General features: G+C 72.4%; 19 protein-coding genes. 4 read left to right on the top strand and 15 right to left on the bottom strand.

Annotated elements, in window-relative coordinates:
* Nucleotides 1-26 precede the first annotated feature (26 nt).
* The 5 genes from pyrG to uvrB all read right to left on the bottom strand — a co-directional run bounded on the left by pyrG (nucleotide 27) and on the right by uvrB (nucleotide 7,175).
* Nucleotides 27-1,667, bottom strand: a complete 1,641-nt coding sequence (gene pyrG, locus EV372_RS19155; RefSeq protein ID WP_130397090.1) for a CTP synthase — start codon at nucleotides 1,665-1,667, stop codon at nucleotides 27-29.
* Between the two features lie 311 nt (nucleotides 1,668-1,978).
* Nucleotides 1,979-2,902 (bottom strand): hydroxymethylglutaryl-CoA lyase, encoded by a 924-nt coding sequence (locus tag EV372_RS19150; RefSeq protein ID WP_130397089.1) that lies wholly within the window; start codon nucleotides 2,900-2,902, stop codon nucleotides 1,979-1,981.
* 186 nt (nucleotides 2,903-3,088) lie between these two features.
* Nucleotides 3,089-4,084: a GNAT family N-acetyltransferase gene (locus tag EV372_RS19145; RefSeq protein WP_013152018.1), complete on the bottom strand. Its 996-nt coding sequence runs from the start codon at nucleotides 4,082-4,084 to the stop codon at nucleotides 3,089-3,091.
* Between the two features lie 356 nt (nucleotides 4,085-4,440).
* The gene (locus EV372_RS19140) at nucleotides 4,441-4,893 is read right to left on the bottom strand and encodes a DUF3060 domain-containing protein (RefSeq protein WP_013152017.1); all 453 of its coding nucleotides are present in this window, start codon (nucleotides 4,891-4,893) and stop codon (nucleotides 4,441-4,443) included.
* 182 nt (nucleotides 4,894-5,075) lie between these two features.
* Entirely contained in the window at nucleotides 5,076-7,175 is a 2,100-nt protein-coding gene (gene uvrB / locus EV372_RS19135; protein ID WP_013152016.1) for an excinuclease ABC subunit UvrB, read from the bottom strand.
* Nucleotides 7,176-7,387: 212 nt separating this feature from the next.
* Here uvrB and EV372_RS19130 point away from each other — a divergent pair, with 212 nt between their 5' ends.
* On the top strand, nucleotides 7,388-8,431 hold the full coding sequence (locus EV372_RS19130) for a hypothetical protein (protein ID WP_130397088.1): 1,044 nt from the start codon (nucleotides 7,388-7,390) through the stop codon (nucleotides 8,429-8,431).
* A gap of 152 nt (nucleotides 8,432-8,583) precedes the next feature.
* Nucleotides 8,584-10,011, top strand: a complete 1,428-nt coding sequence (locus tag EV372_RS19125) for a hypothetical protein (RefSeq protein ID WP_130397087.1) — start codon at nucleotides 8,584-8,586, stop codon at nucleotides 10,009-10,011.
* On the opposite strand, the gene coaE is transcribed toward EV372_RS19125, so the two are convergent.
* The 5 genes from coaE to polA all read right to left on the bottom strand — a co-directional run bounded on the left by coaE (nucleotide 9,995) and on the right by polA (nucleotide 16,521).
* Nucleotides 9,995-10,597: a dephospho-CoA kinase gene (coaE, locus tag EV372_RS19120; RefSeq protein WP_130397086.1), complete on the bottom strand. Its 603-nt coding sequence runs from the start codon at nucleotides 10,595-10,597 to the stop codon at nucleotides 9,995-9,997. The genes EV372_RS19125 and coaE overlap by 17 nt on opposite strands.
* A gap of 48 nt (nucleotides 10,598-10,645) precedes the next feature.
* Nucleotides 10,646-11,164 carry a GNAT family N-acetyltransferase gene (locus EV372_RS19115; RefSeq protein ID WP_013152013.1) on the bottom strand — a complete coding sequence of 173 codons (519 nt, stop codon included), beginning with the start codon at nucleotides 11,162-11,164 and terminating at the stop codon, nucleotides 10,646-10,648.
* A gap of 160 nt (nucleotides 11,165-11,324) precedes the next feature.
* Nucleotides 11,325-12,815, bottom strand: coding sequence for a 30S ribosomal protein S1 (rpsA, locus tag EV372_RS19110; RefSeq protein ID WP_013152012.1), 1,491 nt, complete (start codon nucleotides 12,813-12,815; stop codon nucleotides 11,325-11,327).
* Nucleotides 12,816-13,245: 430 nt separating this feature from the next.
* Nucleotides 13,246-13,689, bottom strand: coding sequence for an alternative ribosome rescue aminoacyl-tRNA hydrolase ArfB (arfB, locus tag EV372_RS19105; protein WP_130397085.1), 444 nt, complete (start codon nucleotides 13,687-13,689; stop codon nucleotides 13,246-13,248).
* A 45-nt stretch (nucleotides 13,690-13,734) separates the two neighbouring features.
* A complete protein-coding gene (gene polA / locus EV372_RS19100; protein ID WP_130397084.1) occupies nucleotides 13,735-16,521 on the bottom strand; it encodes a DNA polymerase I in 2,787 nt (928 codons plus the stop codon).
* Nucleotides 16,522-16,656: 135 nt separating this feature from the next.
* On the opposite strand from polA, the gene EV372_RS19095 reads away from it, so the two are divergent.
* A complete protein-coding gene (locus EV372_RS19095) occupies nucleotides 16,657-17,085 on the top strand; it encodes a PaaI family thioesterase (RefSeq protein WP_019610208.1) in 429 nt (142 codons plus the stop codon).
* 536 nt (nucleotides 17,086-17,621) lie between these two features.
* The gene (locus EV372_RS19090) at nucleotides 17,622-18,869 is read left to right on the top strand and encodes an ABC transporter substrate-binding protein (RefSeq protein WP_130397083.1); all 1,248 of its coding nucleotides are present in this window, start codon (nucleotides 17,622-17,624) and stop codon (nucleotides 18,867-18,869) included.
* 230 nt (nucleotides 18,870-19,099) lie between these two features.
* Here the strand turns inward: EV372_RS19090 and EV372_RS19085 are convergent, their stop codons facing one another.
* The 5 genes from EV372_RS19085 to EV372_RS19065 all read right to left on the bottom strand — a co-directional run bounded on the left by EV372_RS19085 (nucleotide 19,100) and on the right by EV372_RS19065 (nucleotide 23,445).
* Nucleotides 19,100-20,200: a glycerate kinase family protein gene (locus tag EV372_RS19085; RefSeq protein WP_130397082.1), complete on the bottom strand. Its 1,101-nt coding sequence runs from the start codon at nucleotides 20,198-20,200 to the stop codon at nucleotides 19,100-19,102.
* A 52-nt stretch (nucleotides 20,201-20,252) separates the two neighbouring features.
* Nucleotides 20,253-20,852 (bottom strand): PspA-associated protein PspAB, encoded by a 600-nt coding sequence (gene pspAB / locus EV372_RS19080; protein ID WP_130397081.1) that lies wholly within the window; start codon nucleotides 20,850-20,852, stop codon nucleotides 20,253-20,255.
* Nucleotides 20,853-21,000: 148 nt separating this feature from the next.
* Nucleotides 21,001-21,924 carry a zinc metalloprotease HtpX gene (gene htpX, locus EV372_RS19075; protein WP_130397080.1) on the bottom strand — a complete coding sequence of 308 codons (924 nt, stop codon included), beginning with the start codon at nucleotides 21,922-21,924 and terminating at the stop codon, nucleotides 21,001-21,003.
* 463 nt (nucleotides 21,925-22,387) lie between these two features.
* Nucleotides 22,388-22,666, bottom strand: coding sequence for a PspA-associated protein PspAA (gene pspAA, locus EV372_RS19070; protein ID WP_013152004.1), 279 nt, complete (start codon nucleotides 22,664-22,666; stop codon nucleotides 22,388-22,390).
* Nucleotides 22,663-23,445, bottom strand: coding sequence for a PspA/IM30 family protein (locus EV372_RS19065; protein WP_013152003.1), 783 nt, complete (start codon nucleotides 23,443-23,445; stop codon nucleotides 22,663-22,665). Before EV372_RS19065 ends, pspAA begins: the two co-directional genes overlap by 4 nt.
* Nucleotides 23,446-23,494 lie beyond the last annotated feature (49 nt).

Genomic DNA, 23,494 nt, shown 5'->3' with positions numbered 1-23,494 from the left:
CCTCGTGCCCCGCCCGGCCCCTCGGATCAGGAGTTGTGGTACTCCAGGGCCGCCGAGACCAGACCGCGGAAGAGCGGGTTGGCCTTGGTCGGGCGGGAGCGCAGCTCCGGGTGCGCCTGCGTCGCGACGAAGAACGGGTGGGCGTCCCGGGGCAGTTCGACGTACTCCACCAGCTTGCCATCCGGGGAGAGCCCGGAGAACACCAGACCCGCCTCCTCCAGCTTCGGGCGGTAGGCGTTGTTGACCTCGAAGCGGTGGCGGTGCCGCTCGGAGGCCTCGGCGCTGCCGTCGTAGAGCTCGCGCACCACGGTGCCCTCGCCCAGCGCGGCCGGGTACATGCCCAGGCGCATGGTGCCGCCCATGTCGCGCTCCCCGGCGACGACGTCGGTCTGGTCGGCCATGGTGGCGATGACCGGGTCTGCGGCTTTGTCGTCGAACTCGGTGCTGTTGGCGCCCTCCAGCCCGAGCACGTCGCGGGCGTACTCGATGACGACGGCCTGCAGGCCCAGGCAGATGCCCAGCAGCGGCACACCGTTCTCACGGGCGTAGCGGATGGCGCCGATCTTGCCCTCGATGCCGCGCACGCCGAAGCCGCCGGGGATGAGGATGCCGTCCGCGCCGTCCAGCTCGGAGGCGGCGCCGGAGGGGCTGGCGCAGTTGTCGCTGGCCACCCAGCGGATGTTGACGCGGGTGTCGGTGGCGAAACCGCCCGCGCGCAGCGCCTCGCTGACCGACAGGTAGGCGTCGGGCAGGTCGATGTACTTGCCGACCAGGGCGATGGTGACCTCGTGGTCGGGCTGGTGCACGCGGCGCAGCAGCTCGTCCCACTCGGTCCAGTCCACGTCCCGGAAGGGCATGCCCAGGCGGCGCACGACGTAGGCGTCCAGGCCCTCGCGGTGCAGGACCTTGGGGATGTCGTAGATCGAGGGGGCGTCGGGGGTGGAGACCACCCCGGCCTCGTCCACGTCGCACATGAGGCTGATCTTGGACTTCAGGCTCTGCGTGATGGGGCGGTCCGAGCGGCACACGATGGCGTCGGGCTGGATGCCGATGCTGCGCAGGGCGGCCACGGAGTGCTGGGTGGGCTTGGTCTTCATCTCGCCGGACGGGCCGAGGAAGGGGATGAGGGACACGTGCAGGAAGAAGCAGTTGTCCCGGCCGATCTCGTGGCGGATCTGGCGGACCGCCTCCAGGAAGGGCTGCGACTCGATGTCGCCGACCGTGCCGCCGATCTCGGTGATGACGATGTCGACGTCGGGGGCGTCCATCGCGTAGATGCGCGCCTTGATCTCGTTGGTGATGTGCGGGATGACCTGCACGGTGTCGCCGAGGTAGGCGCCCTGGCGCTCCTTGGCGATGACGCTGGAGTAGATCTGGCCGGTGGTGACGTTGGCCGTGGCGGACAGCTCGGTGTCCAGGAAGCGCTCGTAGTGGCCGACGTCCAGGTCGGTCTCGGCCCCGTCGTCGGTGACGAAGACCTCGCCGTGCTGGAAGGGGTTCATCGTCCCCGGGTCGACGTTGAGGTAGGGGTCGAGCTTTTGCATGGTGACCCGCAGGCCGCGCGACTTCAGGAGTCGTCCCAGGCTGGAAGCGGTCAGGCCTTTACCGAGACTGGAGGCGACGCCGCCGGTAACGAAAAGGTGCTTGGTACTCGCGGCGGATGCCAAAGTGGTGCTCCCGTGGGTTGAGTGGCTACGGCGGGCTCGGATCGGGCTGAGCGGCCGTGCGGCGGTCCGGTTGCGGGCGGTTGGTTCGTCGCTCCGGCCGCCGGACTCCACGGGGCACCAGGATAACAGGCACCCCGGACGTCCACACCCGGGGACACCGCCGTACACCCCCGGGTCCCCTCCCGTCACCAGCGTGATCGCTTTGCCCGCAGCGGTTCGGGGCGCGCGGCGGCGCGCGGAAACCGTTCGGGCACTTCGAGGTCCAGGGCCTTGGACCGCGAGGGCCGGGCGACGAACACCACACCGGAGCCTCAGGCCGGGAACGCCCCGGCGCGGCCCAGGTAGGCGGGCGGCTGCTTGCCCAGGCGCTCGCCCATCCACCCGCCCAGGGCGGCGGCCCCGGAGAGGCTGACCCCGGTGTGCAGGCCGCCGCGGTGCAGCGCGTACAGCAGGTCCTCGGTGGCGATGTTGCCGGTGGCGGCGGGGGCGAACGGGCAACCGCCGAAGCCGCCCAGGCTGGAGTCGAGCACCCGTACGCCCGCGTCCACGGCCGCGAGCGCGTTCGCGTAACCGGTGTTGCGGGTGTTGTGGAAGTGACAGCGCAGCGCGCGTCCGTCCGCGACCTCGCCGACGGCGGCCACGAGTGCGGTCACCTGGCGGGGCACGCCCACGCCGATCGTGTCGGCCAGGGCGATCTCCACCGCACCGGTGTCGGCGATGCGCCGGACCACCTCCACCACGCGCTCGGGCGCCACCTCGCCGTCGAAGGGGCAGCCGAACGCGGTGGAGACGGTCACGCTCAGCGGAATGCCCGTGCCCTCCAGCGCGGCGTCGATGTCGGCCAGGGTGCCGAGCATCTCCTCGACGGTGCACCCCTGGTTGCGGACGCAGAACCCGTCGGTGGCGGGCACCGCGACGTTGACCTCGGACACTTTCGCGGCCACCGCGCGGTCCAGGCCGCGCCGGTTGAGGACCAGCCCGATGTGGGAGACCCCCGGCGCGCGCGTGACGCCCGCCATGACCTCCTCGGCCCCGGCCATCTGGGGGACGCGCTTGGGGTTGACGAAGCTGACCGCCTCGATCCGGCGCACCCCGGCGGCCACCGCGCGGTCGATCAGCTCGACGCGGTCCTCGACCGGCAGGGTCCTCGCCTCGTTCTGGAGGCCGTCGCGCGGCCCCACCTCGACGATCTCGACGTGCTCCGCGCCCTCGGGCCCGCTGTCGCTGGCAGCCATCGTCCGTCCCCTTCCACGCGCCGTTGCGTCAGCGCACAGGGTAGTGGAACGCCCGCCGGCGGACCCGCACCGGGCCGCGCCCCCGTCGTCCACAGGCACCGCAACGCCGCTGGCGCGGGACGGGGGGAGCGCGGTCTACTGGATACCGGGGGGCCACCCCGGCCCCCCGGCTTCGCGCCGCCCGGCTCAGCGCAGGGCGAGCGCGGGACGGACCTCCCAGGTCGTCCACACCGGGCGGTACCCCATGCGGTGCCAGAACGGCCCCGACAGCGGGTTCATCGCCGCGTAGTTGAGCACCGACACGCCCACGCCGTGGCTGTCCAGCGCCTGGTGCGCCTGACCCACCAGCGCCGTGCCGATCCCGCTGCCGCGCTCCGCGGCGGTCACCACGCCGTAGCCGATGTGCGCGATCGGGCGCGCGTTGACCAGCGACTTGGCCCAGCGCGAACGCTCGGGCGGGGAGACCCACAGCAGGCCCACGGCGCGACCGCGCCGTTCGGCCAGCCAGATCCAGGACCGGGAGCGGTTCAGCGCCCGGGCGGCCACCTCACGGGTCTGCTCGGCGGTGTCGGGCTGCAGGAACACCCCGCCGAAGTGCTGCTCGTAGCGGTGCTCCTCCATCAGCAGACCGACCACCTGGGTCAGGTCGCTGCGGTCGGCCAGCCGGATGGTCACGTCGCGCGGCGGCAGAGACGGGGGCACGCCGCGGCGGCGCTGGCGGGCGGCCAGCACGGTGTAGGGCTGCAGACCGTGGCGCTGGAGCGGGATGATGCCGCACACGTCGCGGGCGGGCCAGCTCACCAGGGCCGCCGACTCCGAGCCGGTGCCGGTCGGCAGGTCCTCCAGCTGGTCGCGCCAGCTGGTCAGCAGCGAGTCCAGGGCGCGGCCGGGGTCGGGGCCGCCCACGATGGGGGTGAGCCAGTGCTGGTCGGGCACGCCCCATATCCGGCCGACCTCGCCCGGCTGGTACCAGGTGTAGTGCATGGTGCCGGCGGCGACCGCACGGCCGTCCTCGTCGCTGACGGTCAGGAGGGGATAGGAGCCCGGAGCGAAGTTGACCGGTTCGGGCAACAGCGAATCCACGGCCGCCCAGCGCTGGGCGGCCGAACTCACCAACGGGTCCAGGCCGACGTCGCCCCCGGGCGACTCATCATGCCGCACCCGTGCGACATAACCGCTCATCCACCCCTCCCCTAGCGGGTCCTCACGTCGAACGCGCGCCCTCGGAACGGCTCCGGCAGGGCGCGTGCGCCGCCCCTGGGCCGTCGTGCCGCCCCGGCGGGACAGGCCACACCGCAGGCGGAACGAAACGACCGTACCGCCTCAGAACCGACCAGGAGGACGAAACAGCCAACTGCAACCAAGAATTCACTGCGCGTCGCCGCGCCCGCTCGGCCTCGGCGTCCCGCGCCGCTTTCCCGCGCGCGCACGGACGCGCACCACCGTAACGGATCGAAGGTCACTCTCGGGTGCCGGGGCGGTCAACGCCCCGACACGGATCCCCGGCGCGGGCCTCCCGGCCCGAGGCGCCCGCGGGATCACCGCTGCGCGGTGCCGCCCTCGGCCACGGTGGTGTTGCGCCCGTGGTTGATCACCTCGGGCTCGCCGGAGGCGAAGGAGATCCTGTTGTCCACGCCGACCAGCACGATCTTGTCCGCCGAGCCCACGTCGACGGTGGACCCGCGACCGGTGGCGCGCACCAGCCCGCAGTCTCCGTGCAGCACGACGACGGCGTCGTCCGCGGTGACGACGACCTCGCGCTCCCCGCAGTCCTCGCTCACCTCGGCGCCGTCGTCGACGACGATGAGCACGTCCTCGGTGCTGACGTTGTGCTTGGGCATGTCGGGCTCGCCCCCGTCGGAGGCGCCCTCGGTGCCCGGGGCGCCGTTGGGCGGCTCGACGTCCTCGTGACCGAAGGCCAGACCACAGCCGGGAAGGAGGCCGGTGATCAGCAGGCCGCCACCCGCGGCCACGAGAAGCCGAACTCTCATGTTCTCCCCCACAACCGGATAACCGGCAATTGCGACATACGGCTTGCGCGAAGCCAAGAGTATGTCACGCGGAGGTAACTATGCGACCTCACCGTTCTCAAAAAGTTTCTGTTTCGAGATGTGAGCGCTGTCCCGATCCCCGTGTTCCCAGAGCTGGAAACGCTAATCCACAGGCACTCGCGTCACTTCACCCCGGCCGCGTCCATGCCGCGGAGCTCACGTTTGAGTTCGCCGATCTCGTCGCGCAAGCGGGCCGCCAGCTCGAACTGGAGGTCGGTGGCCGCCTGGTGCATCTGCTCGCTCAGCTGCTCGATGAGCCCGGCCAGCTCCGCGCGCGGCATGGCGGACACGTCCGCCGAACGCTCGCCCAGCGCGGGCACCGGCGCCCGGCCGCCCCTGCCCCCCGAGCTGCGGTACCCGGTGGCCATGAGCTCCTCGGTGTCCACGTCCTCGCGGTTGAGCGTGTCCAGGATGTCGGCGATCTGCTTGCGCAGCGGCGTGGGGTCGATCCCGTGCTCGGCGTTGTAGGCCAGCTGCTTGTCCCGGCGGCGATTGGTCTCGTCGATGGCCGCCCGCATGGAGTCGGTGACGTTGTCGGCGTACATGTGCACCTGGCCCGCGACGTTGCGCGCCGCGCGCCCGATCGTCTGGATCAGCGAGGTCTCCGAGCGCAGGAAGCCCTCCTTGTCCGCGTCCAGGATCGCCACCAGCGACACCTCGGGCAGGTCCAGGCCCTCGCGCAGCAGGTTGATGCCCACCAGCACGTCGAACTCGCCCACCCGCAGCTCGCGCAGCAGCTCCACGCGGCGCAGCGTGTCCACCTCGCTGTGCAGGTAGCGCACCCGGATACCGAGTTCGGTGAAGTAGTCGGTGAGGTCCTCGGACATCTTCTTGGTGAGCGTGGTGACCAGCACCCGCTCGTCGCGCTCGGCGCGCACCCGGATCTCGTGGACCAGGTCGTCGATCTGCCCGTCGGTCGGCTTGACCAGCACCTCGGGGTCCACCAGCCCGGTGGGGCGGATGACCTGCTCGACCACCTCGCCGCCGCCCTGGCGCAGCTCGTAGCGGCCCGGCGTCGCCGACAGGTAGACGCTCTGCCCGATGCGCTCGGTGAACTCCTCCCACTTCAGCGGCCGGTTGTCCAGCGCCGAGGGGAGCCGGAACCCGTGCTCGACCAGGGTGCGCTTGCGCGCGGCGTCGCCCTCGTACATCGCGCCGATCTGCGGGACGGTCACGTGGGACTCGTCCAGCACCAGCAGGAAGTCCTCGGGGAAGTAGTCCAGGAGCGTGTTGGGCGGGCTGCCCGGCTCACGGCCGTCGAAGTGCCGCGAGTAGTTCTCGATGCCCGAGCAGGTGCCCAGCTGGCGCATCATCTCCAGGTCGTGGGTGGTGCGCATGCGCAGGCGCTGCGCCTCCAGCAGCTTGCCCTGGGCCTCCAGTTCGGCCAGCCGCTCGCCCAGTTCCGCCTCGATGGTGGCGATCGCGCGCTCGGTGCGCTCCTCGCCGGCCACGTAGTGCGAGGCGGGGAAGATGAACATCTCCCGGCTCTCGCCCAGCACCTCGCCGGTGAGCGGGTGCAGGGTCAGCAGGCGCTCGACCTCGTCACCGAACATCTCGATGCGGATCGCCAGCTCCTCGTAGACCGGGATGATCTCGATGGTGTCGCCCCGCACCCGGAACGTGCCGCGCGTGAACGCGGTGTCGTTGCGGGAGTACTGCATCTCCACCAGGCGGCGCAGCAGGTCGTCGCGGTCGACCTCCATGCCCACCGCCAGCTGCGCCATCCGGTCCACGTACTCCTGCGGGGTGCCCAGACCGTAGATGCACGAGACCGAGGCGACCACGATCGTGTCCCGGCGCGTGAGCAGCGAGTTGGTGGCCGAGTGGCGCAGCCGCTCGACCTCGTCGTTGATGGAGGAGTCCTTCTCGATGAAGGTGTCGCTCTGCGGGACGTAGGCCTCGGGCTGGTAGTAGTCGTAGTACGACACGAAGTACTCGACGGCGTTGTTGGGCAGCATCTGGCGCAGCTCGTTGGCGAACTGCGCCGCCAGGGTCTTGTTGGGCTGCATCACCAGGGTGGGCCGCTGGAGCTGCTCCACCGTCCACGCCACGGTCGCCGTCTTGCCGGTGCCGGTCGCGCCGAGCAGCACCGTGTGCGGCTCCCCGTCCCGCACCCTCCTGCTGATCTCGGCGATCGCGCCCGGCTGGTCCCCCGCCGGGGTCATCTCCGAGATCACCTCGAAGGGCGCCTCGCTGCGTTTGATGTCGCTGACCGGTCGCACGTCGCCTCTTCTCCCGTCGAAGGCGGGCCGCCCCCGCTGCCCGCGTGTCCCTCACCCCTAACGCTACAGAGCCCCTAGGACATCCCTTCCCGGCCGAGGGCGCGGAGTTACCATCGAGACCAGCGCTCTGCGTCCGAAGCGAGGTGGCAGCCGTGTCACACCCCTCCAGACCGACCTTCGACCCGGACCTCCCCCCACGCGCGGTCGCGCGCATGAGGGCCCATCCCGAGAAACTGCTCCCGGCCGCGGCCCGTCCGCGGCGCGGGCCCACCTGGCGCCAGGGCGCCGCGATCACGGCGGCGGGGTGCACCTCCCTGGCCGCCGTCGCCCTGCTCTCCCCGGCCGCGGTAGCCGTCCTGGTGGCGCTGCTCTGCGTGGGGACGACCGCGGCCGTCCTCGGCCTGGCCTCGCTCAGGGGCTCCTTCACCGACGACTGGGCCGACCTGGTCATGCACGCCTTCTGGGCGCTGCCCGCCTCCACCGTGGGCGTCCTGGGCGCCCGGATGCTGCTCGACCAGGCGCTCGGGCCGGTCGGCGCCTCCGTCCCCGGCGACCCCGCGACCGCTGCCCTCTACCTGACCGCCGCCGCGGGCGGCGCCGGGGCCATCCTGCGGCCCGGCATGGTCGCCCGTCTGGCCTCGGAGCACGCCGACCGGTACGTGCTGCCCCAGGACTTCGGCCGCACCCACGGCTACGCCTCCCGTACCGAGGAGCCCGAGGCCCACCTGTTCGCCGCGCTCCAGCAGGCCACCGACCGGGTGGAGGAGGGCGTGCGGGTGCTCGGCGACTCCTTCGACGCCGCCCAGACCCTGCCGCTGCTGCGCGAGGAGGAGTGGAAGCTGTCCCAGGAGCTGCTGCGGCTGCGCTCCCTGCGCAGGGAACTGCTGGTGCGCAGGCGCGAGGCCGTGTCCGAGCAGGTCACCCGGGCCCTTCAGCCGCAGGAGGAGGCGGTGGCCCGCGCCACCAAGGCACTCGGCGAACGGGTCGGGGTGCTGACCGGTTACGGCGACCGGGTGCACGCGGCGGTGACCGCGCACCGCGAGTGGGAGCAGTGCCAGGAGATCGCCGACCGCGCCGGGGACTACGCCGACCTGGCGCTGTTCTCCGCGCGGGAGCGGGTGCGCCCGCAGGAGATCGACGACAGCCTGCTCAGCGTGGAGGCCGCGCGCTCGGTCCGCGAGGAGCTGGTGCGCGAGGCCGTGTCCGCCGGGTCGTCCCTGTCCGAGGTCCTGCACCGCGACCGCGGACGGGAGTGACCGGAGGAGGGGGCGGTGGCGGAGACGGTGCACGCGGTAGGTGACGGCCCGGGGGGAGGCGTCCACGCGCGGCCCCTCCGCTTCCGGACGGGTACCCGCGGGTTAGCCTTCTCCTCCACCCGGCCGAACTCCGCTCCCCCACACGAGGCCCCATGCACGCCCGCGCCACCCTGCGCCCCGACCTGCCCCTCGAACTCGCGGAGCACCTGCCCGCGCACACGGCCGCCCCCCGCGGCGGCCCCGCCGGCCGAACGGCGCGGGGGCCGTCCCCGCGCGATCCCCTGCACTCCTGGCTGGCCGCGGTCTGCGCCGGCGCCGCCGTGCTGCTCCTGTTCTCCGGCGAACCCCTCGTCGGAGCGGTGGCGACCCTGCTCCTGGGCATCGGCGGGTGGGTCTACCTGTTCACGGGCCTGGGGTACAGGTACCCGGAGTTCAGTACCCGGCAGTTCGTCCTCCTGGCCGCGGTGTCCAGCCCCGTCACCGTCGAACCGCCGCTGCTGAACCCCCTCCTGGCGCGGGCGCTCGCGTTCCTCATGCCCGGGGCGGTGCCGAACACCGCCGCCGCCCTGCTGTTCGCCGTCACCGCCCTCGTGCTGTTGGCCACCGCCCGCCTCGGCCCCGCCCGGCAGGGGGACGGCACGCTCGTCCACGGAGTGGACTACCTGCTGCCGCACGTGAGCGGCGGCCCGGGCCGGTCGGCGGAGCCCTGGCCCGAGCACCGCCTCCTGATCGACCTCCAGGAGGCGACCGACCGCGTCGTCGAGGCCCACCGCGTGCTGGGGCCCGACAGCGGGACCGCCGAGGCGGTCGCCCTCGCGCGGCGGGAGGAGTGGGCGGCGTTCGTACGCGTGAACCTGCGGCACCGGCGCGGTTCCCCGCGCCGGGGAGCCCCCAGGTGGCCGGAGCTGTCGGAGGGGGACATCCGCCGCCCGCTCCGGCTCGGTCTCGCGGCGCACAGGGCGGTCGCGGCGCACCGGCGCTGGAGGCTGCTGGCGGAGTCCGGGACGGGAACGGTCCCCTCGGTCGAACTGTGGAGGTCCCGCCGTACGTCGGAGCGGCTGGAGAGGGAGTTCCTGGGGCGGGCGGCCGAACTCGACCGCCCCGGCGCCGGGTTGTGGGCTCCGGACCCCTCCGCCGCGGGCCTGCGGGAGGCGGTCCGCCGCCCCGGCAGGGCGCGTCCCCGGTCCCGGGTGGTGACGGCCCTGGTCGGCCTCCTGTTCCTGGGCGGCGCGGCCCTCGCACTGACCTGGTACGACGCGTTCCACCTGCTGCTGGTCCTGGGCTGGACCGCGGTCGGCGTCCTGGTCGTGCGGGCCAGGCTGCGGCGGGGGGAGTGGATGTCCTGGGGCGAGGCCGCGGCCTACGCCGTGGTGGCGGCCGTGGCCTGTGTCGGATTGCTGCCGTTCCTGCGCGACGTCGTGGTGTACCTGGTCTGGCAGCTGGCCCCGGTCCTGCTCCTGCACCCGGGCGACGTCGCGACGGCGCTGCTGTACCTGGCGGCCGCGCTGACCTGCTGGGGCGTCGCGGCCCTCGGCGTAGGCGGGGTGGGCGGGGAGGGGACCGCTACCGCGCCCGCCTGAGGAGTTCGCGCCAGAGTTCGGCCACCCGCTCCGTCAGCTCCTCGCGGGTGCCGGAGTTGTCCACCACCAGGTCGGCGGCGGCCAGGCGGGTGTCCCGGTCGGCCTGCGCGCGGATGCGGGCCTCCACCTGCTCGCGCGGCATGCCGCGGTTGGCCGTGACCCGCTCCACCCGCACCGCGTCGGGGGCGTCCACCACGACCACCAGGTCGTAGAGCGGCCCCAGGCCGTTCTCCACCAGCAGCGGAACGTCGTAGACCACCACCTCCACGCCGGAGGCCACGGCCTCCTCCATGAGCTGGGCGCTGCGCTCGCCCACCAGGGGGTGCACGATGGCGTTGAGCCTGGTCAGGCTGGCCTCGTCGGCGAAGACGATCTCCCCGAGCCGGGGCCGGTCCAGCCGCCCGTCGGGGGTGAGCACCCGATCGCCGAACTCGGCGACGACGGCCTCCAGGCCCGGCGTGCCGGGCTCGACGACCTCCCGGGCGATAGCGTCGGCGTCGACCACGGTGGCGCCGTAGGCGGCCAGTTCGGCCGCGACCGCGCTCTTGCCCGAGCCGATCCCGCCGGTGAGTCCCACTTTGAGCATGTCGGCAACCCTAGACGGCCGCCCGCGTCCGCGTCATGGCGCCCCCGTCTACCGCGCCGCCCGGGCGGCGCCGTCCGCGCGCGCTCCCGCCGGGGTGAGCTCCTTGCGCATGTGCACCATGACCAGGTGCTCGGCGACGCGCTCGCGGGAGGTCTCGGCGTACCCCAGGCCGCGGTAGAGCCGCTGCTGGCCGGTGTCCTGGGCCCCCGCGGACAGGGTGAGCGCGGCCAGGTCGGGGTGGCGCTCGCGTAGGCGGCCCTCCAGGTCGGCGAGGAGCGCCCGCGCGATCCCCCGGCGGCGCAGGTCGGGCACGACCGCCAGGCGGGAGACCACCGCGCTGGTGCCCATCACCCGAGCCCGCACCGAGCCGACCAGGCGGGTTCCGGCGACCGCCTTGAGCATGAGGGTGTCCTCCTGCCCCAGAAGTCTTTCCACCCTCTCCAGGCTCTCGGTGAGGGCCAGCACGAACGGGTCGCCGAAGGCTTGGGCCTCGTCGACGAACGCCGCGCGCTGGAGGGTGAAGACCTCGCCCGCGTCGGCGGGGGCGGCCGGGTGGATGTCGAACACGTCTCCTCCTGAGGGGCCCTCCGTCGGGGGGCACGCCACGAGCCTAGCCCCCGGCCCCGCCGGTGCCGCGAAACCCGGCCGGGGCCGGGCACGGCGAAGGGCCGCCCCCTCCGGAGAGGGGACGGCCCGAACAGCTTCTCAGCGTGTCCTCGGAGGCTGTTTAGGCCTCGCCACCCGCGAGCTTCTCGCGCAGGGCGGCCAGGGCCTCGTCGGAGGCCAGGGCGCCGCTGGAGGACTCCGAGCCGGACGAGCTGCTGCTCTGTCCGCCGCCGGTGTAGTCGTCCTCCTCCGCCGGGGCAGGAGCGTTGGCGGCGTCGGCCTCGGCCGCGCGCGCCTCCTCGACCTGCTTGCGGTGCGCCTCGAACCGGGCCTGGGCCTCGGCGTAGCTGCGCTCCCACTCGTCGCGCTGGGCCTCGAAGCCCTCGAGCCACTCGCCGCTGTCCGCGTCGAAGCCCTCGGGGTACTTGTAGTTGCCCTGCTCGTCGTACTCCGCGGCCATGCCGTAGAGGGTGGGGTCGAAGTCCACCTGGTCCGGCGAGACGCTCTCGTTGGCCTGCTTCAGCGAGAGGCTGATGCGGCGGCGGTCGAGGTCGATGTCGATGATCTTGACGAAGATCTCGGTGCCGACCTGGACGACCTGCTCGGGCACCTCGACGTGGCGCTCGGCCAGCTCGGAGATGTGGACCAGGCCCTCGATGCCCTCCTCGACGCGCACGAACGCACCGAACGGAACCAGCTTGGTGACCTTGCCGGGAACGACCTGGCCGATCTGGTGGGTCCGGGCGAACTGCTGCCACGGGTCTTCCTGGGTCGCCTTGAGCGACAGGGAGACGCGCTCGCGCTCCATGTCCACGTCGAGAACCTCGACGGTGACCTCCTGGCCGACCTCGACGACCTCGCTCGGGTGGTCGATGTGCTTCCAGGACAGCTCGGAGACGTGCACCAGGCCGTCGACGCCGCCCAGGTCCACGAACGCACCGAAGTTGACGATCGAGGAGACCACACCCTTGCGGATCTGGCCCTTCTGGAGGGTGTTGAGGAAGGTCTGGCGGACCTCGGACTGGGTCTGCTCCAGCCAGGCGCGGCGGGACAGGACCACGTTGTTGCGGTTCTTGTCCAGCTCGATGATCTTCGCCTCGAGCTCGCGGCCGACGTAGGGCTGCAGGTCGCGCACGCGGCGCATCTCGACCAGGGAGGCGGGCAGGAAGCCGCGCAGACCGATGTCGAGGATGAGGCCGCCCTTGACGACCTCGATGACGGTGCCGGTGACGACGCCGTCCTCCTCCTTGATCTTCTCGATCGTGCCCCAGGCGCGCTCGTACTGGGCGCGCTTCTTGGACAGGATCAGGCGGCCTTCCTTGTCCTCCTTCTGGAGGACGAGGGCCTCGACCTGGTCACCGACGGCAACAACCTCGCCGGGGTCGACGTCGTGCTTGATCGAGAGTTCCCGTGAGGGAATCACACCCTCGGTCTTGTAGCCGATGTCGAGCAAGACCTCGTCTCGATCGACCTTCACGATGGTGCCCTCGACAATGTCACCGTCGTTGAAGTACTTGATGGTCTCGTCGATCGCCGCGAGGAAGGCTTCCTCGGACCCGATGTCGTTGACCGCTACCTGGGGTGTCGAGGTGGCCTCGGTGCTGCTCGTCATGTGTGGGTGGACTCCGGATACGGACAGATTCAGAAAGATGGTCACATCGCGGGTTCGAACCCGTCGATCCGTCGTCCGAGGAGCGGAGCCGAGGCGGCGATGAACCGCCTGGACACCAATCGCCGGGTGCAGGGTGTCGACCGGAGCGGCGCGGTCGCGCCGACCCTCACCGGAGACAGCGGACGCACGCAGGAACCCACAACGCTCCCGCCAGAATATGAGACAAGGGCGTCCTGGTCAATCGGAACCCGGGGCAGCCAACCCGGCGTAGGTCGCAATGGCGGCAATTTACCCGAGCATGGCGGTCAAGATCAACTGGGGGGTAGCCCCACGTCCGAACGGGGGTTTCGTCCCCCTGGGACGGCCGCGCCGGCGGCCGGCGGCACCGGAGCGAACCCCCGGAGGAAAAAGTGCGAAGGGCCGGTTACGGTCAGTCCGTAGGAGGTTTGGAGCGTGACCGCTTGATGGCGCTCCGTTGCTTCTTGGCGTCCAGGCGGCGCTGCTTGGCCCTGCGGCTCGGACGGGTCGCGCGGCGCTCGCGGGCTGGCGGCGCGATCGCCTCCTCCAGCAGGGCGGCCATCCGCTCCCGGGCCTCGGCCCGGTTGCGCGCCTGCGAGCGGTGGGTCTGCACCGTGACCGTGAGCACGTCCCCGACCAGGCGCCCCCGGAGCCGCTCCAGCGCGCGCTGGCGCCGCGTGCCGCCAAGGCCGGGGCAGGCCGCCACGTCCAACGACAGCGACACCCGGGTGTCGGAGGTGTTGACGTGCTGGCCGCCGGGCCCCGAGGAGCGTGAGAAGCGCCAAGTGAGGGCGTCGGCGGGGACGGTGACCGGACCCGCGCTCAGCCCCTCCTCGGCCGTGCTCCGTGTCGTCACCGTCCCCCACCCTCTCGTCGTGCGCGGGCCGCGCGCGGCCCCTGTTCAGTGCGCGGCGTCGTGCCAGTTCTGGCCGCTGCCGACCGAGACGGCCAGCGGCACACGCAGATCATAGGCGGAGCTCATCTCGCGCGCCACGATGTTTTCGACCTCCGCGCGCTCGCCGGGGGCGACCTCCACCACGAGTTCGTCGTGCACCTGGAGCAGGACCCGCGAGGCGAGCCCGCCCTCGGTGAGGGCCGCGTCCACCCGGAGCATGGCCACCTTGATGATGTCGGCGGCCGACCCCTGGATCGGCGCGTTGAGCGCCATCCGCTCGGCCATCTCCCTGCGCTGGCGGTTGTCGCTGGTCAGGTCGGGCAGGTAGCGGCGCCGCCCCAGGATGGTCTCGGTGTAGCCGACCCGGCGGGCCTCCTCGACCACGGCGTTGAGGTAGTCGCGCACCCCGCCGAACTCGGCGAAGTAGTCCTCCATGAGGCGCTTGGACTCCTCCGGCGTGATGCCCAGCTGCTGGGACAGGCCGTAGGCGCTCAGCCCGTAGGCCAGGCCGTAGCTCATGGCCTTGATCCTGGACCGCGCCTCGCCGTCCACCCGCTCGACCTCGACGTCGAAGATCTGCGCGGCCATCTGCGCGTGGAAGTCGTAGCCGCTGTTGAAGGCGTCGATCAGCGCCTGCTCGCCCGACAGGTGCGCCATGATGCGCAGCTCGATCTGGCTGTAGTCGGCGGTGAGCAGCTCCTCGTAGCCCTCCCCCACGACGAACGCGCGGCGGATGCGCCGCCCCACGTCGGTGCGCACGGGGATGTTCTGGAGGTTGGGGTCGGTGGAGCTCAGGCGCCCGGTCGCCGCCACCGTCTGGTTGAAGGTGGTGTGGATGCGGCCGTCGTCGGCGACGGTCTTGATCAGCCCCTCGACCGTGGTGCGCAGCTTGGTCTGGTCGCGGTGGTGGAGCAGGACCGCGGGCAGCTCGTTGTCGGTCTGGGAGGCCAGCCACGCCAGCGCGTCGGCGTCGGTGGTGTAGCCCGTCTTGATCTTCTTGGTCCTGGGCAGGCCCAGGTCCTCGAACAGCACCTGCTGGAGCTGCTTGGGCGAGCCGAGGTTGAACTCGCGGCCCACGATCTCGTGCGCGCGCTCCACCGCGACCCGGCCCGCCGCGGCGAACTCGCCCTGGAGCTCCTCCAGGTAGGGGCGGTCCGCGGCGATCCCCGCGCGCTCCAGGCGCGCCAGCACGTCCACCAGCGGCAGCTCGACCTCGTGCAGCAGGTGTGTGCCGCCGCGCTTGTCGAGTTCGGCGGCGAGCACCCCGGCCAGGTCGCGGGTGGCGCTCGCGCGCACGGCCAGCAGGTGCTGGCGGCCCGAGCCCTCTCCGTCCTCGCCGCCCAGGTCCAGGGTGAGCTGGTCGCCGGAGGAGTCCTCCTCCAGCTCCCGGCCCAGGTACTTGCGGCACAGGTCGGCCAGGTCGAAGCGGCGCTGTCCCGGCTGGACCAGGTAGGCGGCCAGGGCGGTGTCGCTGACCACCCCGCCCAGCTCCCACCCGTGCGCGCCCAGGGCCAGCAGGGCGCCCTTGTACTCGTGCACGGCCTTGGGGCGGCGGGGGTCGGCCAGGAAGTCCGCCAGCGCCTCGGTGTCGGCGGGGTCCAGGGCGGTGGGGTCGACGAACACGGCGTCGCCGGAGGGCACGCTGATCGCCAGCGCGTCCACCCGGCCGGTGCCCTGTCCCCAGGAGCCGTCCAGGGCCAGTCCGGCGGGGGCGGTGGGCGTGAGGGTGTCGGAGGCCGCGTCGTCGGGGGCGGCGTGCGCGGCCAGCCAGGGGGCCAGCTCGCCGGTCCCGGCCACGGTCAGTTCGACGCGGAAGCCCTCGACCGCCTCGGTCCCCTTCTCCCCGGAGCCGTCCTCGGGCAGGCGGACGACGGCGTAGAGGCGCTCGCGCAGGTTGGAGGCGAACTCCAGGTTGTCGAAGAGCGCGTCGATCCCGGTGCGGTCGGCCTCGCCCAGGGCCAGGGCGGTGACCTCCGCGTCCAGCTCCACGTCCGTGGCCAGCCGGTTGAGCCGCTGGTTGCGCAGGACGTCGTCCAGGTGGTCGCGGAAGCTCTGCCCCGCCTTGCCGGTGAGCTCGTCGGCGTGGGCGACCAGCTCGTCCAGGGACCCGTACTTGGTGATCCACTTGGCGGCGGTCTTGGGGCCCACGCCCGGCACGCCGGGCAGGTTGTCGGCCTTCTCCCCCACCAGCGCGGCCAGGTCGCGGTAGCGCTCGGGGGTGACCCCGTACTTGTCCTCGACCGCCGCGGGGTCCATCCGCCGCAGGTCCGACAGGCTCTTGCCCGGGTACAGGACCGTGCAGGAGTCGGTGACCAGCTGGAAGGCGTCGCGGTCGCCGGAGGCGATGAGCACCTCCATACCGGCCTCGCCGCCCTGGTGGGCCAGGGTGGCGATGACGTCGTCGGCCTCGAACCCGGGGGCGGACAGGTTGGCGACGCCGATCAGCCGCATCAGGTCCTGGGTGAGCGGCACCTGGGAGGGGAACTCCGGCGGGGTGTCGGAACGGCCGTCCTTGTACTCGGCGTACTCCTCGTGCCGGAAGGTGGGGCCGGACAGGTCCCAGGCCACCGCGACGTGGGTGGGCTCCTCGTCGCGCAGCAGCTTGACCAGCATCGACGCGAAGCCGTACACGGCGTTGGTCGACTGGCCGGTACTCGTGCCGAACTTGTCCACCGGGAGCGCGAAGAACGCGCGGAAGGCCATCGAGTGGCCGTCCAGGAGGAGGAGCCGGGGGCGCCTGCCGCCGTCGCCGCTCCGGGTTGTCTGGTCGGGGGTCTCTCGCTTGGTCACCACAGACGAATCCTAGGATGCGACGGAGACACTTCGCGGCCATACCGCGAGGGCAGTGACACGACGGCGTGGACTCCGCCCCCGGTCCGGCGCGGCCCGGGCCCGGCCGCGGCGGGGTTCCGAGGAGGCGGAGGGCACATGACGACGGACTCCGAGGCGATGCGGCGGATGCTCGACACGGGCGCGCTCGCGGGCGGTCTGGGCGAGCGCATGGGCATCGAGGTGACGGAGGCGTCCGCCGAGCGCGTGGTGGGCCGGATGCCGGTGGAGGGCAACGTCCAGCCGTTCGGGCTGCTGCACGGCGGCGCGTCGTGCGTGCTGGCCGAGACCCTGGGGTCGATCGGCGCCACGGCCCACGCCTCCCGGTTCGGCAAGGTCGCGGTCGGCGTCGAGATCAACGCCACGCACCACCGCTCGGCCACCGAGGGGCACGTGACCGGTGTGGCCACGCCCGTGCACCTGGGCCGGACGCTGGCCACGTGGGACATCACCATCACCGACGACGGGGGGCGGAAGGTGTGCACCTCCCGGCTCACGTGCATGCTGCGCGAGCTGCCGGGGGCGTAGCGGGCCCGGCCGCCGGGGAGCCCTCCCGCGCGTCCGCCGGGCGCGGTCGCGGTCGCCTCCCGGAGTCGCTGACGGCGGTTCCGGGACGGGCACCGCGGGCGGGCCCCTCCGGGGCGGTCGCCCCTTCTGCTCCGCGTATAGCGGTCAAGGGTTTTCTCGTTTTAGGGAAGGACCGCTTCACGCCCGCGTGTAGCCCGCCTGTGGCTTTCCTCCGGCCCGGCCGCCGCCCTTGACGGTCGGGCTTCGTCGTGCCTGATCATCGCGACAGTTCGCTATCCCGCGAGCACGGAAAGCTGTGATCTGTACAGAGACGAAACGCCGGATGTCAATGATGACTACAGAGCCATAACAGCCTGACGGCGAGTCGGCACCAACGCCCGTTCCGTCCTTTCCGAGCCAGAACTTTCATGATTAAGCTCCGCTAACGCTCCTGATTAAGTCATGCCACACATCACGGACATTCAGGACGCGCATGCTCATGGCACGGCTGCCCCGCGCAGCACGTGCTTCGCCGGTTGAACGGAGTGACCACGATCATGGCTAGCAAGAAGGTCCTAGGCCTCACTGCCGCAACCGCGGCCCTCGTCCTCGGCCTGACCGCGTGTGGCAGCGACGGGGGAGAGGGAGGCGGCGGCGGTGAGGGCGGTGAAGAGTTCACCTACGGCATCCTCTACCCGCAGACCGGCAACCTCGCCTTCCTCGGCCCGCCCCAGATCACGGCCGCCGAGTACGCGATCTCCGAGATCAACGCCGCGGGCGGCATCCTCGGCACCGAGGTCCCCGCCATCGTCGAGGGTGACGAGGCGGGCGACAACGCCCAGGCCAACGAGGCCGCCAACAACCTCGTCTCCGACCAGGTGAACGCCGTCATCGGCGCCGCGGCCTCCGGTATGACGCAGGCGACCTACGACACCATCACCGGTGCCGAGATCGTCCAGTGCTCGGGCTCCAACACCGCCGCGGAGCTGAGCGAGATCGAGGACAACGGCTACTACTTCCGCACCGCGCCGAGCGACCTGCTCTCCGCGGTCGTGATGGCCCGCACGATGGTCGACAACGGCAACCAGAACATCGCCATCGTCGCGCGCGCCGACGACTACGGCGGCGGCTACGCGGGCGCCCTCCAGACGGAGCTGGAGAACCTGGGCGCCCAGGTCGTGGTCAACGAGACCTACGACCCGCTGGCCACCACCTTCGACTCGGTCGTCAACAGCGTCACCACCGAGGAGCCGGACGCCGTCGCGCTCATCGCCTTCGAGGAGGGCGCGCAGGTCATCGCCCAGCTCCTGGAGGGCGGCACCGAGGGCGAGCAGCTCTACGTCACCGACGGCCTCAACGACCCGAACCTGGGCGAGACCGTCAGCGCCGACAACCCCGAGAGCGTCACCGGCATCACCGGTATCGCCCCGAGCGCGGACAACCCCGAGTTCACCGAGGGCCTGACCAGCTTCAACGAGGAGCTGGAGGTCTTCCAGTTCGCCCCGCAGGTCTACGACTGCGTCACCGTGATCGCCCTGGCCGCCGAGGCCGCGGGCAGCGTGAACCCGTCCGAGTACGTCGCCGAGCTGCCCAACGTCAGCCGTCCCGAGGGCACCGAGTGCGGCACCTTCGAGGAGTGCCGCGACCTGCTGGCCGACGGTGAGGAGATCAACTACCAGGGCGTCAGCGGCAACATCGACTTCAACGACAACGGCGACCCGACCGCCGCCACCTTCGAGATCTTCCACTACGGGGAGGACGGCCACGAGATCCTGGCCTACGAGGAGCACTCCCTGCAGGAGTAGCGGCAACGGCCGGTAGCGGCCCCCGCCGCACACGGCCCGGTCCGTCACGGCGCGGTCCGTGACGACACACGCGAAGCGGCGCCCCGGGAGCGGGTTCTCCCGGGGCGCCGCTTCGCGTGTACGCGCCCCGCGGCGCAAGGGCGCTGGGGGCACGCGGGGGGCCGGGGCGACCCGCCCCCTCCGTGTCCGCCGGGGACCGGTCCCGGCCGGGACCCGGCGTCACCGGGGGCTCAGCGGGCCCAGCGGCGGGCGATGTCGGCGGCCAGGGCGCGCAGTTCGTCCGCGGAGCGGGTCATGGCGGCCTCGACCGAGCCCGAGGACTCCACGAGGGAGTAGGTCTCGGTGATCCCCGCGGCGGCCGCCTCGGCGCGGCCGACCTTGACCGCGCCCGCGGTGACCACGCAGGGGACGCCGTGCTTGTTGGCGGCCTGGGCGACGCCGTGGGGCAGCTTGCCGCGCAGGGACTGGGAGTCGAAGGAGCCCTCGCCGGTGATGACCAGGTCGGCCCCCGAGAGGCGCTCGGCCAGGCGCACGGAGTCCAGGACGCGGCTGATCCCCGACTCGACGGCGCCGCCGAGCAGGAGCAGGGCGAAGCCCAGGCCGCCCGCGGCTCCGGCGCCGGGGGTGTCGCGGACCTCGCCGCCGGGGTCGACGCGGTCGGCGAAGGCGGTGAGGGCGGCGTCCAGGCGCTGCACCTGGTCGGGGTCGGCGCCCTTCTGGGGCCCGAAGACGGCGCTGGCCCCGTGGATGCCCAGCAGGGGGTTGTCGACGTCGGTGGCGGCGACGACACGGACCCCGGCCACGGCCCGGCGGGCCGCGTCGAGGTCGACCTCCCCGGGGTCGGCCAGGGAGCCGCCGCCGTGGCTCAGGCGGTCGGCGGGGGTGGCGCCCAGGGCGGCCAGGAGGCCGGCCCCGGCGTCGTTGGTGGAGCTGCCGCCGAGACCGACGACGACGGTGCGGGCGCCGGAGCGGACCGCGTGGGCGACCAGCTCGCCGACGCCGCGGGTGGTGGTGCGGCCGGGATCGCGGTCACCGGAGGGCACCAGGTGCAGACCGCAGGCCTGGGCGCTCTCCACGTAGGCGGTGTCGCCGTCCAGGAGGTACTCCGCGGTCACGGGCGCGCCGAGGGGGCCGGTCACCTCGGTCCGGTGCACCTTGCCGCCGAGGGCCGTGTGCAGGACCTCGACGAAGCCGGGGCCGCCGTCGGAGAGGGGCAGCAGGTCCGTCGTGGCGGAGGGATCGGTCCGGTGCCAGCCGTCGGCGACCGCCTGCGCGGCTTCGAGGGCGGAGAGGGTACCGGCGAACTTGTCAGGAGCGATGAGGATACGCACCGCACCAGTGTGCCAGGCCACATTTCTCCCGGTGCGGGGTACCCCCCGCTGGTCAGAGGCCGGGCGCCCCGTAGACGGGGAACCACCGGGAGCGGTCCTCCTCCAGGGGCAGGTCGCGGCCGATGGCGGCCTCGGCCTGGAGTTCCAGGGCGTTGTCCCTGCGGCCGCCGTCGCCGACCGGGGCGAAGGGGTAGAAGGTGCCGCGCTTGTAGAGGTAGACCAGACCCAGCGAGCGCGTGCCGTCGGTGAAGCCGACCAGGGAGCACAGGAGGGAGGGCCCGTAGCCGTTGGCCTCCAGGGTGGAGTTGACGGCGTGCAGGTCGGTCACCAGGCCGGTGATGTCGGGGTCGGCGGCCCCGTCCGGGCCCCGGGCCGGATCGGCCGCACGGACCACCAGCCAGGTGTAGCCGTAGTCGTCGGTGACCTGTTCGACGGGTGTCCCCCCGTCGGCGTTGAGCAGCTCGGTGACGTCGCGTTCCAGGTCGGCGAAGGCGGCGCCCTCGGTGGGCCGGAAGGCGACGGAGCCGGTGCCGGTGGGCGTGAAGCCCGCGGCGGCCCGCAGGGTGACCGACGCCGAGGGCAGGCCGAACAGGGCGTCGAGGTCGGGCTGGGCCGGTTCGGAGCGCCCGAACAGCGCTCGCCAGAAGCTCATCGTGGCCGGTCCTCTCTCGTGGTCGTGTCGGTTGCGCGCGGACCGGGTCGACGCCGTGTCCGCCCGGACGGATCGGTGCGGCCGCCGCCCGCCTCCCGGGGCAGCGGCCCGGCGCGGCCGTCCCCTCCGGCGGCCTCCCCGGGCGGGGTCAGCGCCCCTGCCCGAGCTGGCGCGAGATGTCGGACAGCTGCTCCAGCCGCTGCTGCACCGGCGGGTGGGTGGCGACCAGCTGGCTGAAGCTGAACCCCTCGCGGGAGGAGGCCGGGGCGAAGAAGAAGGCGTTGAACGGCTCCGCCTGGCGCAGGTCGCGGGTGGGGATGCGGGACATGTCCCCGGTGATCTTGGTCAGGGCGCTGCCCAGCACGGACGGGCGCCCGGTGAGGTAGGCGGCGGCGCGGTCGGCCGCCAGCTCCCGGTAGCGCGACAGCGCCCGGGTGAGCAGGAAGCTGAGCGCCCAGGCCACGGCGCTGACGGCCACGACGAGCAGGGCGACCACGGCCGGTGCGGGCCCGTTGTTGTTGTTGCCGCGCGTCGCCCCGGCGAACATCGCGAAGCGCAGCCCGGCCTGGGTGAGGAACCCGGCCACGATGCCGAGGAACCCGGCGACGGTCATCACCATGACGTCGCGGTGGGCGATGTGGGACAGCTCGTGCGCCAGGACCGCCTCCAGCTCGGGGCCGTCGAGGCGGCGCATGAGGCCGGTGGTCACGCACACGACCGCGGACTTCTCGTTGTGCCCGGTGGCGAAGGCGTTGGGCACGTCGGTGTCGGCGATCCCCACGCGGGGCTTGGACATGTCCGCCATCGCGCACAGCCGGTCGATGAGGGCGTGCAGCTCGGGAGCCTGCTCCGGGGAGACCTCCTTGGCTCCCATGGCGAACATGGCGATCCTGTCGGAGGCGAAGTAGCTGAACAGCGCGAACCCGGCGACGATGAGCAGCACCAGCCACACGTTGAGGCCCACGAGGACCAGCCCGACGACGAAGGCCGCGTAGACGAGGGCGAGCAGGCCCATGGTCGTCACCATGCGGGTGGTCAGTCCCCGGTCAGGTCTGAACTTGGATCCGGCCATGCCGTAGTCCCCTCCGCCGGTGCGTCGACTGTCTCGGAGTGTAGTTCGCCCAGGTGGGAAAGGGTATGAGGCGGTTCGCCCGCCGCGTGTTCACCGGCCCCGCCCCGCCCGCTCCGGGCCTCGCCGGCGCGGCCGCCCCGGCGGACCGTCCCCCACGCGCACCGCGGGTCCCTGCCCTCTGCCCTCTCCCCTTCCCCTCCACCACGTCCAACGGACGGGGGGCCCGCCGCGGTTCCTGGACCGAGGGCGGCGCACGCCACACACGGCCCGTCGCGTGCGCCCCGGACGTGCGCGTACGCCCCCGGGCACGCGAAAGCCGCCGTGACACGTGGTCACGGCGGCCTGGAAACACGCGCGCAGGAACCGAGCGCCGCACCGGCCGGCCGGGATCCGGCCCGCCGTGCGCACTCACCGGTCCGGGCGCACCTGGACGGAGGCGGTGCGCCGGACGGAGGATCCGGTCCTAACCGGGGATGAGACCGTCGTCCTGGAGCATCTCCCGCACCTCTTCCATGGTGGCGTCGGCGTGCGGGAGGATGAACTGCGAGGGCTCCAGAGCGTCGGGAGGCAGCGGCCGACCGTCCTCGCGAACCCTCTCCAGGAGGTCGTGCAGGGCACGGCGGAAGGTGGCCTCGTCGCCCGACTCGATCGCCGACTCCAGCGCGGAGTCGAAGGAGTTGAGCAGCTCCAGGTCGGCGTCGGTGAGGTCGAGCTGCCCCTCACCCATGATGCGGACGATCACGCGCCCTCCCGGTTACCGGTGCCGCCGGTGTTCCCGGCGCCGTTGCCGCCCTCGATCTGGGGGGTGGAACCGCCGCTGCCCTGGCCGAGCTCCATCTTCATGCGCTCCAGCTCGGCCTCGACGCCGGTGGTGCTGGCCATGCGGTCCAGCTCGCTCTGGATGTCGTCCCTGGCGGTGCCGGTGACGTCGTCGAGCGCGCCGGAGGCGAGCAGCTCGTCCACGGCGCCCGCGCGGGCCTGCATCTCGGCGGTCTTGTCCTCGGCGCGCTGGACGGCCATGCCGACGTCGCCCATCTCCTCGGAGATGCCCGAGAAGGCCTCGCTGATCTGCGTCTGGGCCTGGGCCGCGGTGTAGTTGGCCTTGATGGTCTCCTTGCGCGTGCGGAAGGCGTCCACCTTGGTCTGGAGGCGCTGGGCCGCCATGGTGAGCTTCTGTTCCTCGCCCTGGAGGTTGGCGTGCTGCCCGCGCAGGTCCTCGATCTGCTGGGACAGGCCGGAGCGGCGGGTGAGGGCCTCGCGGGCGAGGTCCTCGCGCCCCTGCGTCAGGGCGGCGCGGCTCTGGTTCTCCAGCTTGCCGGACTGCTGCTCCAGCTGCTGGATCTGGAGTTCCACGCGCTTGCGGGAGGTCGCGACGTCGGCCACACCGCGCCGCACCTTCTGTAGAAGCTCAAGCTGCTTCTGGTACGAGTAGTCGAGCGTTTCCCTTGGGTCCTCGACCGAATCCAAGGCCTTGTTGGCCTTGGACCTGAAGATCATCGAAAGTCGCTGAAACACGCTCATCGGCGTGGCCGTCCCCTTCTCGGTGCGTACATCGGCTGTTCCCAGCGGG

The sequence above is a fragment of the Nocardiopsis sp. CNZ308 genome (assembly GCF_004217075.1).
The sequence above is the reverse complement of the archived record's forward strand: the minus strand, read 5'-3'. Positions and strand labels throughout refer to the sequence as shown.